This window comes from Streptomyces sp. Edi2 (assembly GCF_040253635.1).
Lineage (GTDB): Bacteria > Actinomycetota > Actinomycetes > Streptomycetales > Streptomycetaceae > Streptomyces.
On record NZ_JBEJGX010000003.1, the window covers coordinates 1,101,701 to 1,114,431 of the forward strand.

Annotated in this window: 6 protein-coding genes and 3 rRNA genes; 2 read left to right on the forward strand and 7 right to left on the reverse strand. The window is 63.4% G+C overall.

Annotated elements, in window-relative coordinates; translation table 11 throughout:
* Nucleotides 1-5: 5 nt before the first annotated feature.
* The 7 genes from ABR737_RS08280 to ABR737_RS08310 form a co-directional block, all read right to left on the reverse strand.
* Nucleotides 6-338, reverse strand: coding sequence for a small basic family protein (locus ABR737_RS08280; protein WP_003984969.1), 333 nt, complete (start codon nt 336-338; stop codon nt 6-8).
* Entirely contained in the window at nt 335-1,258 is a 924-nt protein-coding gene (locus ABR737_RS08285) for a DUF881 domain-containing protein (RefSeq protein WP_350249530.1), read from the reverse strand. Before ABR737_RS08285 ends, ABR737_RS08280 begins: the two co-directional genes overlap by 4 nt.
* An 84-nt stretch (nt 1,259-1,342) precedes the next feature.
* Entirely contained in the window at nt 1,343-3,838 is a 2,496-nt protein-coding gene (locus ABR737_RS08290; protein ID WP_350249531.1) for a sugar phosphate nucleotidyltransferase, read from the reverse strand.
* Nucleotides 3,839-3,958: 120 nt separating this feature from the next.
* Nucleotides 3,959-4,570: a cardiolipin synthase ClsA gene (gene clsA, locus ABR737_RS08295; RefSeq protein WP_350249532.1), complete on the reverse strand. Its 612-nt coding sequence runs from the start codon at nt 4,568-4,570 to the stop codon at nt 3,959-3,961.
* A 149-nt stretch (nt 4,571-4,719) separates the two neighbouring features.
* Nucleotides 4,720-4,836, reverse strand: a 5S ribosomal RNA gene (gene rrf / locus ABR737_RS08300).
* A 74-nt stretch (nt 4,837-4,910) separates the two neighbouring features.
* Nucleotides 4,911-8,033: ribosomal RNA gene (locus ABR737_RS08305) — 23S ribosomal RNA — on the reverse strand.
* 303 nt (nt 8,034-8,336) lie between these two features.
* Nucleotides 8,337-9,865, reverse strand: a 16S ribosomal RNA gene (locus tag ABR737_RS08310).
* Together the 16S, 23S and 5S rRNA genes form the textbook arrangement of a ribosomal RNA operon.
* A gap of 598 nt (nt 9,866-10,463) precedes the next feature.
* Here ABR737_RS08310 and ABR737_RS08315 point away from each other — a divergent pair.
* Complete coding sequence (locus tag ABR737_RS08315; RefSeq protein ID WP_350249533.1) at nt 10,464-10,913, forward strand: PTS sugar transporter subunit IIA; 450 nt, start codon at nt 10,464-10,466, stop codon at nt 10,911-10,913.
* A 77-nt stretch (nt 10,914-10,990) separates the two neighbouring features.
* Nucleotides 10,991-12,661 carry a phosphoenolpyruvate--protein phosphotransferase gene (gene ptsP, locus ABR737_RS08320; protein ID WP_350249534.1) on the forward strand — a complete coding sequence of 557 codons (1,671 nt, stop codon included), beginning with the start codon at nt 10,991-10,993 and terminating at the stop codon, nt 12,659-12,661.
* Nucleotides 12,662-12,731: the final 70 nt, after the last annotated feature.

Genomic DNA, 12,731 nt, shown 5'->3' on the forward strand with positions numbered 1-12,731 from the left:
CCGCCTCACGCCCGGAAGACGTGCCGGCGAATCGCGGCGGCGTTGGAGAAGATCCGGATACCCAGCACCACGACGACGCCGGTGGAGAGTTGGGCACCGACGCCCAACTTGTCGCCGAGGAAGACGATCAGCGCGGCGACGACGACGTTCGACAGGAAGGAGACCACGAAGACCTTGTCGTCGAAGATGCCGTCCAGCATCGCGCGCAGACCGCCGAACACGGCATCCAGCGCCGCGACGACAGCGATCGGCAAGTAGGGCTCGACCACCGTCGGCACCACGGGTCGGACGACAAGCCCGACCACGACTCCCACGATGAGGCCCAATACGGCGATCACGATGTGCCCTTCCCTGTGTCGGTGCCGTCCGCCTTGGCGGCACCGGCCTGCGGCTTTGCGGTACGTACGATCAAACTGGGCGCGGGCGTCAGCCTGACCTCGTTCTCCACGGAAATCCTGGTGCGGACGCCATAGTTCTCCTGCAGCACATGGAGGTACTGACCGTCGGCGCTGTCCTGGAAAGCGGTGCTCAGCCGTTGCCCGTCCCCCACCGCCAGCACCGTATAAGGCGGCACCAGTGGCTTGTTGTCGACCAGTATGGCGTCTCCTGCGGCTCTGATCGCCGAGAGTGACGTAAGCCGCTGTCCATTGACGGAGATGGCCTCCGCACCGGACGCCCACAGGCCGTTGACCACGCGCTGCATGTCCCTGTCGCGTACCCGCCCGGTGTCCGAGAAACCACTGCTCTCACGCGGTCCGCCGCCGCTGGACTGCGCGTCCTTGGCATCGTCCACGACCAGTTTCACGCCAGGTCCGGAGACCTGGGTCGAACCGGAGAGCAGGGCCAGCAGTTCGGCCTTGTCGCCGCCGTGCTGCTTCAGCGCCTGGCGCTGCATCTTGCTGACGTCGTCCCGGAGGGCATCGACCCGCTGCTGCTGCCGGTCCGCCTCGCCGGTGCCCTTCTGGATGCGGTTGATCAGCTCTTCGCGCTCCTTGGCGAGCGTCGGTGCCGATATCCGCGCCTGCGCCGCACCCACCGTCACCACCAGCGCGGCGAGCACCAGACCGGCCGCGAGGCCCAACTTCGCCCGCAGGGTACGCGGCAGACCGCGCACCCCGGCCTCGGACTTCCGAGCGGCCGCCTCGGCATATCCGTCGTCGAGACTGTGATCCATCACATTGGTCAGCAGCGACATGGACGCATCGGGGCGCGCGGCCGAGGTGTTCGTGTTGCTCCGATCGGGGCGCTGCTGCGACATGCCGCACATCGTCGCACGTCGGCCGCACGGTCTCCCAATGGCCCCACCGGCGTGCCGGGGCACGGGCCGCCGGTGGGGTCCGGGTCAGCGTCCTGCGCTGTCCACCACTGCGGCCCACTCATCCAGCAGCTGCTGGGCCGAGGCGTCGTCCGGCCCTTCCGCCCACAGGTGGGTGACCGCCTCAGCGGGGTCGGGCAGCACCAGGACCCAGCGCCCGTCGGGCTCCACGACCCGTACGCCGTCGGTGGTGTCCACGTCCCGGTCTCCGGCCGCCTCGACGACATGCCGCATGACGAGCCCCTTGACCGCCCAGGGGGTGGCCAGGTCACGGCGCTGGACGTGCGCCCGCGGGATCCGTGCGTCGATCTGGCTCAGCGTGAGCTGGGTACGGGCCACCAGACCGATCAGCCGGACGAAGGCGGCAGCACCGTCGAAGACGCTGCTGAACTCGGGGATGATGAATCCGCCCCTGCCGTCCCCGCCGAAGACCGTGCCGTCTTCGCGCCCCACCCGGGTCAGATCGTCGGGCGAGGTCGTCGTCCACTCCACCTGCGTCCCGTGGTAGGCCGCCACCTGCTCCGCGATCCGGGTCGTGGTCACCGGTAGCGCCACCCGCCCGGCGCGTCGCTCCGCCGCCACCAGATCCAGCATGACCAGGAGCGCGCGGTCGTCCTCGATGATCCGGCCGCGCTCGTCCACGAGGGAGAGCCGTTCGCCCACGGGGTCGAAGCGCACGCCGAAGGCGGCCCGGGCCGATGCCACGATCTCGCCGAGCCGGACGAGCCCCGAGCGCCGCGCGTCGGGCGTCTCGGTCGGCCGGGACTCGTCGAGCCCGGGATTGATCGTCAGGGCGTCCACGCCAAGCCGTCCCAGCAGGCTGGGAAGGACCAGGCCCGCGCTGCCGTTCGAGGCGTCCACCACGACCTTCAGCCCGGACTCGCTGATGCCCGTGATGTCCACGGCCCGCAGCAGGGAACCGGTGTAGGAGTCGAAGACGCTGGCCGGGAAGATCAGATCGCCGATCTCCCCGGGGAAGGCGCGACGGTACTCCTGGCGGGCGAAGACCCGGTCGAGCTTGCGCTGTCCGGCCTGCGAGAGATCGGCACCCCGCTCGTCGAAGAACATGATGTCGACGGAGTCCGGCACGCCGGGCGTCGTCCGGACCATGATGCCGCCGGCGCTGCCGCGGGCGGTCTGCTGGCGGGCGACGGGCAGCGGGACGTTCTCCAGATCGCGTACGTCGATGGCGCTGGCCTGCAGCGCGGAGATCACCGCGCGCTTGAGCGCCCGGGCGCCACGGGAGTGGTCGCGCGCGGTGGTGACCGTGGAGCCCTTCTTGAGCGTGGTGGCATAGGCGCCCGCGAGCCGCACGGCGAGTTCCGGCGTGATCTCGACATTGAGGATCCCGGACACACCGCGGGCGCCGAACAGATGCGCCTGGCCACGGGACTCCCAGATCACCGACGTATTGACGAAGGCGCCGGCCTCGATGGTCTTGAACGGGTAGACCCGTACATTGCCCTGCACGATCGATTCTTCACCGATAAGGCATTCATCGCCGATGACGGCGCCGTCCTCGATACGGGCGGCTCGCATGATGTCGGTGTTCTTGCCGATCACACAGCCGCGCAGATTGCTCTGCTGGCCGATGTAGACGTTGTCGTGCACCACGGCACGGTGCAGGAAGGCACCGCTCTTGACGACGACATTGGAGCCGACGACGGTGTGCTCCCGAAGTTCGGCATCCGCTTCGACCTTGGCGTAGTCGCCGATGTACAACGGCCCGCGGAGCACCGCGTCGGGGTGGACGTCGGCACCCTCGGCGACCCAGACGCCCGGCGAGATCTCGAAGCCGTCGATCTCGACATCGACCTTGCCTTCGAGCACATCGGCCTGTGCCTTCACATAGCTTTCGTGTGTGCCGACGTCCTCCCAATAGCCCTCGGCGATATAGCCGTAGATCGGCTTGCCTTCCTTCATGAGCTGCGGGAAGACATCGCCCGACCAGTCGACGGACACATCGGGCTCGAAGTAGTCGAAGACCTCCGGCTCCATGACGTAGATACCGGTGTTGACGGTGTCCGAGAAGACCTGGCCCCAGGTGGGCTTTTCCAGGAAACGTTCGACCTTGCCGGCCTCGTCCACGATGGTGATGCCGAATTCGAGCGGGTTGGGAACCCGTGTGAGACAGACGGTGACGAGGGCGCCCTTTTCCTTGTGGAACCTGATCAGGTCGGTGAGATCGAAATCAGTGAGGGCATCACCGGAGATGACGAGGAAGGCGTCGTCCTTGAGGGCTTCCTCGGCGTTCTTCACGCTGCCTGCGGTACCGAGTGGCTTTTCCTCATTGGCGTAGGTGAGCTCCATCCCGAGCTCTTCGCCGTCACCGAAATAGTTCTTGACCAGCGAGGCAAGGAATTGCACGGTTACGACGGTCTCATGGAGACCATGCCGTTTCAGCAGCCTGAGTACATGCTCCATGATCGGCCGGTTGGCGACCGGAAGCAGGGGCTTGGGCATGCTGGACGTCATGGGGCGAAGGCGTGTTCCTTCGCCGCCGGCCATCACAACGGCCTTCATGTCGGAAGCGTCCTCCTCTAAGAGACGACGGTCTTGCCGACTTCACCTGTCCAAATCGCCCGCTGAACCTGTTTTACGTACGGGCGCCGGGCCCTGGCACAACCTGCCGGTTCGGAGAGCTCAGTCGGCCGTGGCGGCGTCCGCCCTGATGATTCGACGGACCTGGACCACGTAGAGGATCCCTGCCCACCAGTAGAGCGCCGTACCCCATCCTGCGAACGCCCATCCGAAAACTGTGGCGAGTTCGTGAAGCCAGCCCCTCCGGTCGCTCAGGAGGAGCAACGGGAAGGCATACATCAAGTTGAACGTAGCCGCTTTGCCCAGGAAGTTCACCTGGGGAGGCCCGTAACGGTGGCGTCCGAGGAATCCGACCGCGATGAGCAGCATCAGCTCCCGTGCCAGCAGGGCCGCGGTCAGCCAGAGCGGCAGGATCTCGCGCCACGTCAGACCGACGAGGGTCGACAGGATGTAGAGGCGGTCGGCAGCCGGGTCGAGGATGCGCCCGAGACTGCTGATCTGGTTCCAGCGCCGGGCGAGTTTGCCGTCCAGGTAGTCGCTGACGCCGCTCAGGGCGAGGATCAGGAGCGCCCAGAGATCAGCGTTCGGGCCACCGAATTCCGGCCACAGGATCAGCCACAGGAACACCGGCACGCCGACGAGGCGCGCCATGCTCAGGATATTCGGGATGGTGAGGACGCGATCCGTCTGGACCCGCGTCTCCTGGACCTCCACGCGGGGGCCTCCTGTGGGGGAAATGTGCCAACGATGCCCCCTGACCTTACCTGCCCCGCCGGCCGGGCCGTGCTCCGGGTCCCAAGATCACGAAAACGCAGAAAAGCCCCGCGGGAACGTTGGTTCCCGCGGGGCTTTTCTCAAAATTTGTTCGGCGGCGTCCTACTCTCCCACAGGGTCCCCCCTGCAGTACCATCGGCGCTGAAAGGCTTAGCTTCCGGGTTCGGAATGTAACCGGGCGTTTCCCTAACGCAATGACCACCGAAACACTATGAAATTAACCAACCCGGCAAAAACACAGGTCGTTACTTCAGAACCTACACAGTGGACGCGAGCAACTGAGGACAAGCCCTCGGCCTATTAGTACCAGTCAACTCCACCCGTTACCAGGCTTCCATATCTGGCCTATCAACCCAGTCGTCTACTGGGAGCCTTAACCCCTCAAAGGGGGTGGGAGTACTCATCTCGAAGCAGGCTTCCCGCTTAGATGCTTTCAGCGGTTATCCTTTCCGAACGTAGCCAACCAGCCATGCCCTTGGCAGGACAACTGGCACACCAGAGGTTCGTCCGTCCCGGTCCTCTCGTACTAGGGACAGCCCTTCTCAATACTCCTACGCGCACAGCGGATAGGGACCGAACTGTCTCACGACGTTCTAAACCCAGCTCGCGTACCGCTTTAATGGGCGAACAGCCCAACCCTTGGGACCGACTCCAGCCCCAGGATGCGACGAGCCGACATCGAGGTGCCAAACCATCCCGTCGATATGGACTCTTGGGGAAGATCAGCCTGTTATCCCCGGGGTACCTTTTATCCGTTGAGCGACGGCGCTTCCACAAGCCACCGCCGGATCACTAGTCCCTACTTTCGTACCTGCTCGACCCGTCAGTCTCACAGTCAAGCTCCCTTGTGCACTTACACTCAACACCTGATTGCCAACCAGGCTGAGGGAACCTTTGGGCGCCTCCGTTACTCTTTAGGAGGCAACCGCCCCAGTTAAACTACCCACCAGACACTGTCCCTGATCCGGATCACGGACCCAGGTTAGACATCCAGCACGACCAGAGTGGTATTTCAACAATGACTCCACAACCACTGGCGTGGCTGCTTCAAAGTCTCCCACCTATCCTACACAAGCCGAACCGAACACCAATATCAAGCTATAGTAAAGGTCCCGGGGTCTTTCCGTCCTGCTGCGCGAAACGAGCATCTTTACTCGTAATGCAATTTCACCGGGCCTATGGTTGAGACAGTCGAGAAGTCGTTACGCCATTCGTGCAGGTCGGAACTTACCCGACAAGGAATTTCGCTACCTTAGGATGGTTATAGTTACCACCGCCGTTTACTGGCGCTTAAGTTCTCAGCTTCGCCACACCGAAATGTGACTAACCGGTCCCCTTAACGTTCCAGCACCGGGCAGGCGTCAGTCCGTATACATCGCCTTACGGCTTCGCACGGACCTGTGTTTTTAGTAAACAGTCGCTTCTCGCTGGTCTCTGCGGCCACCACCAGCTCACCGAGTAAATCGGATCACCAGCAATGGCCCCCCTTCTCCCGAAGTTACGGGGGCATTTTGCCGAGTTCCTTAACCATAGTTCACCCGAACGCCTCGGTATTCTCTACCTGACCACCTGAGTCGGTTTAGGGTACGGGCCGCCATGAAACTCGCTAGAGGCTTTTCTCGACAGCATAGGATCATCCACTTCACCACAATCGGCTCGGCATCAGGTCTCAGCCTTAACGTGTGACGGATTTACCTACCACACGGCCTACACCCTTACCCCGGGACAACCACCGCCCGGGCTGGACTACCTTCCTGCGTCACCCCATCGCTTACCTACTACCACCTTGGATCGGCGGCTCCACCACGTCCCTTTGTCCGAAGACTCCAGGCCGGCTTCACGGCCTTAGCATTAATGGATTCGATACTGGGCGTTTCAAAGCGGGTACCGGAATATCAACCGGTTGTCCATCGACTACGCCTGTCGGCCTCGCCTTAGGTCCCGACTTACCCTGGGCAGATCAGCTTGACCCAGGAACCCTTAGTCAATCGGCGCACACGTTTCCCACGTGTGTATCGCTACTCATGCCTGCATTCTCACTCGTGAACCGTCCACAACTCGTTTCCACGGCTGCTTCACCCGGCACACGACGCTCCCCTACCCATCACAACGGACGTTGGTCCTCATGCTGCAATGACACGACTTCGGCGGTGTGCTTGAGCCCCGCTACATTGTCGGCGCGGAATCACTTGACCAGTGAGCTATTACGCACTCTTTCAAGGGTGGCTGCTTCTAAGCCAACCTCCTGGTTGTCTCTGCGACTCCACATCCTTTCCCACTTAGCACACGCTTAGGGGCCTTAGTCGATGCTCTGGGCTGTTTCCCTCTCGACCATGGAGCTTATCCCCCACAGTCTCACTGCCGCGCTCTCACTTACCGGCATTCGGAGTTTGGCTAAGGTCAGTAACCCGGTAGGGCCCATCGCCTATCCAGTGCTCTACCTCCGGCAAGAAACACACGACGCTGCACCTAAATGCATTTCGGGGAGAACCAGCTATCACGGAGTTTGATTGGCCTTTCACCCCTAACCACAGGTCATCCCCCAGGTTTTCAACCCTGGTGGGTTCGGTCCTCCACGAAGTCTTACCTCCGCTTCAACCTGCCCATGGCTAGATCACTCCGCTTCGGGTCTTGGGCACGCTACTCAACGCCCTATTCGGACTCGCTTTCGCTACGGCTTCCCCACACGGGTTAACCTCGCAACATACCGCAAACTCGCAGGCTCATTCTTCAAAAGGCACGCAGTCACGACTGCATGTGCAAGCACATACAGCGACGCTCCCACGGCTTGTAGGCACACGGTTTCAGGTACTATTTCACTCCGCTCCCGCGGTACTTTTCACCATTCCCTCACGGTACTATCCGCTATCGGTCACCAGGGAATATTTAGGCTTAACGGGTGGTCCCGCCAGATTCACACGGGATTTCTCGGGCCCCGTGCTACTTGGGTGGTTCTCAAACGAGCCGTTAATGTTTCAGCTACGGGGGTCTTACCCTCTACGCCGGACCTTTCGCATGTCCTTCGCCTACATCAACGGTTTCTGACTCGTCTCACAGCCGGCAGACTGTGAAAGAGAACTCCCACAACCCCAACCACGCAACCCCTGCCGGGTATCACACGTGACTGGTTTGGCCTCATCCGGTTTCGCTCGCCACTACTCCCGGAATCACGGTTGTTTTCTCTTCCTGCGGGTACTGAGATGTTTCACTTCCCCGCGTTCCCTCCACACTGCCTATGTGTTCAGCAGCGGGTGACAGCCCATGACGACTGCCGGGTTTCCCCATTCGGACACCCCCGGATCAAAGCTTGGTTGACAGCTCCCCGGGGCCTATCGTGGCCTCCCACGTCCTTCATCGGTTCCTGGTGCCAAGGCATCCACCGTGCGCCCTTAAAAACTTGGCCACAGATGCTCGCGTCCACTGTGCAGTTCTCAAGCAACGACCAGCCACCCACCACCCCAACCCGAAGGCTGAGTTCACTGGGGCCGGCATCGCGAAGGTCCAGACTCAACGGTCCGTACCCTCAGATACCCAACAACGTGCCCGGCCCACTCCATCAATCCCCACGTTCCACGCCGAAGCAGTACTAGTGACAACCAACCGAGTGTGCCGAATAGTCAACGTTCCACCCATGAGCTAACCACCGTCGGACGTTTGCCGACGTAGTGGCTCTGGACAACCTTGCGGCTGCCTAGATGCTCCTTAGAAAGGAGGTGATCCAGCCGCACCTTCCGGTACGGCTACCTTGTTACGACTTCGTCCCAATCGCCAGTCCCACCTTCGACGATTCCCTCCCACAAGGGGTTGGGCCACCGGCTTCGGGTGTTACCGACTTTCGTGACGTGACGGGCGGTGTGTACAAGGCCCGGGAACGTATTCACCGCAGCAATGCTGATCTGCGATTACTAGCAACTCCGACTTCATGGGGTCGAGTTGCAGACCCCAATCCGAACTGAGACCGGCTTTTTGAGATTCGCTCCACCTCGCGGTATCGCAGCTCATTGTACCGGCCATTGTAGCACGTGTGCAGCCCAAGACATAAGGGGCATGATGACTTGACGTCGTCCCCACCTTCCTCCGAGTTGACCCCGGCAGTCTCCTGTGAGTCCCCATCACCCCGAAGGGCATGCTGGTAACACAGAACAAGGGTTGCGCTCGTTGCGGGACTTAACCCAACATCTCACGACACGAGCTGACGACAGCCATGCACCACCTGTACACCGACCACAAGGGGGCGCCTGTCTCCAGACGTTTCCGGTGTATGTCAAGCCTTGGTAAGGTTCTTCGCGTTGCGTCGAATTAAGCCACATGCTCCGCTGCTTGTGCGGGCCCCCGTCAATTCCTTTGAGTTTTAGCCTTGCGGCCGTACTCCCCAGGCGGGGAACTTAATGCGTTAGCTGCGGCACGGACGACGTGGAATGTCGCCCACACCTAGTTCCCAACGTTTACGGCGTGGACTACCAGGGTATCTAATCCTGTTCGCTCCCCACGCTTTCGCTCCTCAGCGTCAGTATCGGCCCAGAGATCCGCCTTCGCCACCGGTGTTCCTCCTGATATCTGCGCATTTCACCGCTACACCAGGAATTCCGATCTCCCCTACCGAACTCTAGCCTGCCCGTATCGAATGCAGACCCGGGGTTAAGCCCCGGGCTTTCACATCCGACGTGACAAGCCGCCTACGAGCTCTTTACGCCCAATAATTCCGGACAACGCTTGCGCCCTACGTATTACCGCGGCTGCTGGCACGTAGTTAGCCGGCGCTTCTTCTGCAGGTACCGTCACTCTCGCTTCTTCCCTGCTGAAAGAGGTTTACAACCCGAAGGCCGTCATCCCTCACGCGGCGTCGCTGCATCAGGCTTTCGCCCATTGTGCAATATTCCCCACTGCTGCCTCCCGTAGGAGTCTGGGCCGTGTCTCAGTCCCAGTGTGGCCGGTCGCCCTCTCAGGCCGGCTACCCGTCGTCGCCTTGGTAGGCCATCACCCCACCAACAAGCTGATAGGCCGCGGGCTCATCCTTCACCGCCGGAGCTTTCCACCACCAGACCATGCGGTCGGTAGTCGTATCCGGTATTAGACCCCGTTTCCAGGGCTTGTCCCAGAGTGAAGGGCAGATTGCCCACGTGTTACTCACCCGTTCGCCACTAATCCCCTCCCGAAGGAGGTTCATCGTTCGACTTGCATGTGTTAAGCACGCCGCCAGCGTTCGTCCTGAGCCAGGATCAAACTCTCCGTGAATGTTTACCGGTAATCCGGTGAACACACACGAGAGCGGAACAACCAGACGGAATAAGTCCGGTCGTTCACAGCGTCCTCGCTGTGTGTGCCACCCCGACCGCATGGGCCGTGGTGGACTTTCAAAGGAACCTCATCTCCCGGAAGTTTCCGGTCGACGGGGTATCAACATATCTGGCGTTGACTTTTGGCACGCTGTTGAGTTCTCAAGGAACGGACGCTTCCTTGGGATTCCCTCTCGGGTTTCCGCCGGGCGCTTCCCTTCGGTGTTTCACACTCTATCAGGCCTTTTCCGGCTTTCGAACCGCTGCTTTTCTGCAGGAATGCAGAAGCGCGCAATTCTTGAGTCGTGATCAAGACGCTGGGAGTGCCGCCCACCTCAACCGGACGCAGTTGATTGCGTCCTGGCTGTCCGGGGCAGGTCTCAGACAGTACAGCTCTGCTGTGGGCGAGGCAAATCGATTCGGCGTGACGTGCGGTGGGCAACCGGCGTCTCTCATGCGGAACCGTCAGTTCTTATGACTTACGCTTCTGAACGGTGCGCCGTCCAGGACAGGTAGTGACGGCGGCCTGATGAATCTCCACCCCTGGGAGGCTTCCCATGACCACCGTGACGTCCCCTCTTGCCGGACGCGCCATCGGACTCGCGGCTGTGCCCGATCCGGTGTTCTCCGGAGCGATGGTGGGTCCCGGTACCGCCATCGATCCGGTGCGTGAGCCGTCTGCTGCGGTTTCGCCCGTGGACGGCGTTCTCGTATCGCTGCACCCGCACGCGTTCGTCGTCGTCGACTCCGAGGGGCACGGTGTGCTCACCCACCTCGGTATCGACACCGTTCAGCTCAATGGCGAGGGCTTCGAGCTGCTCGTGAACAAGGGTGACAGCGTCGCTCGTGGGCAGGAGATCGTGCGCTGGAACCCGGCCGCGGTCGAGGAGGCCGGTAAGTCGCCGGTGTGCCCGGTCGTTGCGCTGGAGGCCACCGCCGATTCGCTCGGTGAGGTCAGCGAGGCCGGCGATATCAAGGCGGGCGACCAGCTCTTCTCCTGGCAGTAGCCGGGCGCCGTCCCGGACGGCAGGTACGACATCCATCGCGGCGGCCCGGACCGCCGCATCAACCGGAGACGGGTGCAATGGAGACAACGCTGCGAGGCGTCGGCGTCAGCCACGGGGTGGCGATCGGCGAGGTGCGGCACATGGGCACGGCGGTCCTGGAGCCGCCGGCCAAGCAGATTCCGGCGGACGAGGCGGAGCGCGAACAGGGGCGTGCCCGCCAGGCCGTGGAGGCTGTCGCCGCTGACCTGATAGCGCGGGGGAACCTGGCGGGCGGCGAGGCGCAGGCCGTGCTGGAGGCCCAGGCCCTGATGGCTCAGGACCCGGAGCTGATCGCAGATGTCGAGCGGCGGATCGCCGTCGGCTCCACCGCCGAGCGCGGGGTGTACGACGCGTTCGCCGCCTACCGGGCGCTGCTTGCGGGTGCCGGTGAGTACCTCGCGGGCCGGGTGGCCGACCTCGATGATGTGCGCAACCGGATCGTCGCCCGGCTGCTGGGTGTGCCGATGCCGGGTGTGCCGGACAGCGACGAGCCGTATGTGCTGATCGCGCGGGACCTGGCGCCGGCCGACACCGCGCTGCTGGACCCGACGCTGGTGCTCGGGTTCGTGACCGAGGAGGGCGGGCCGACCAGCCACAGCGCGATTCTTGCGCGGGCGCTGGGGGTGCCGGCCATCGTCGCGCTCCCGGGCGCGGGCGAACTCGTCGAGGGCACCGTCATCGCCGTCGACGGCAGCACCGGTGAGGTCTTTGTCGAGCCGGGTGCCGAGAAGCGGGCGGCGCTGGAGCAGGCCGCTGCGGAGCGGCGGGCGGCGCTGGCGTCGTCGTCCGGTCCGGGTGCCACGTCCGACGGGCACAAGGTGCCGCTGCTGGCGAATGTCGGTGGTCCCGGTGATGTGCCCGCGGCGGTCGAGGCCGGGGCGGAAGGCGTCGGGCTCTTCCGTACGGAGTTCCTGTTCCTGGACGACAGCAAGAAGGCTCCGTCCGAGGAGAAGCAGGTCGAGGCGTACCGGACGGTGCTGGAGGCGTTTCCTGAGGGACGCGTGGTCGTGCGCGTTCTCGACGCCGGGGCCGATAAGCCGCTGGAGTTCCTGACGCCGGGCGATGAGCCGAACCCCGCGCTGGGTGTGCGGGGACTGCGGACCCTGCTCGACCATCCGGATGTGCTGCGTACGCAGCTCACGGCGCTGGCCAGGGCGGCCGAGGGGCTGCCGGTCTACCTCGAGGTCATGGCGCCGATGGTGGCGGACCGGATCGACGCCAAGGCGTTCGCGGATGCCTGCCGGGAGGCCGGGCTGCGGGCGAAGTTCGGGGCGATGGTGGAGATTCCGTCCGCGGCGCTCCGGGCACGGTCGATTCTTCAGGAGGTGGAGTTCCTTTCGCTGGGGACCAACGACCTGGCGCAGTACACCTTCGCCGCCGACCGTCAGGTGGGTGCCGTCTCGCGTCTGCAGGACCCCTGGCAGCCGGCGCTGCTGGACCTGGTGGCGGCTTCGGCCGAGGCGGCGAAGGCCGAGGGCAAGAGCTGTGGTGTGTGTGGTGAGGCGGCCTCCGATCCGCTGTTGGCGTGTGTGCTGACGGGGCTCGGTGTCACCAGCCTTTCGATGGGGGCGGCGTCGATTCCGTACGTACGGGCGACGTTGTCCAAGCACACGCTGGCGCAGTGCGAGCGGGCGGCGGCCGCGGCGCGTGCCGCGGACACCGCCGACGATGCGCGGGCTGCCGCGCAGGCGGTGCTCTCCGGGGAGTGATCCCGCGCGGCGCGGTGCGTCGCAGGAGTCAGGAGTGTTGATGGCCGTCCCGCCCTTGTGGCGGGGCGGC

Excerpts from the sequence above, each read along its gene's own strand:
- ABR737_RS08285 (WP_350249530.1), bottom strand. The coding sequence starts at position 1,258 with ATGTCGCAGCAGCGCCCCGATCGGAGCAACACGAACACCTCGGCCGCG.
- ABR737_RS08290 (WP_350249531.1), bottom strand. The coding sequence starts at position 3,838 with ATGAAGGCCGTTGTGATGGCCGGCGGCGAAGGAACACGCCTTCGCCCC.
- ABR737_RS08315 (WP_350249533.1), top strand. The coding sequence starts at position 10,464 with ATGACCACCGTGACGTCCCCTCTTGCCGGACGCGCCATCGGACTCGCG.
- ptsP (WP_350249534.1), top strand. The coding sequence starts at position 10,991 with ATGGAGACAACGCTGCGAGGCGTCGGCGTCAGCCACGGGGTGGCGATC.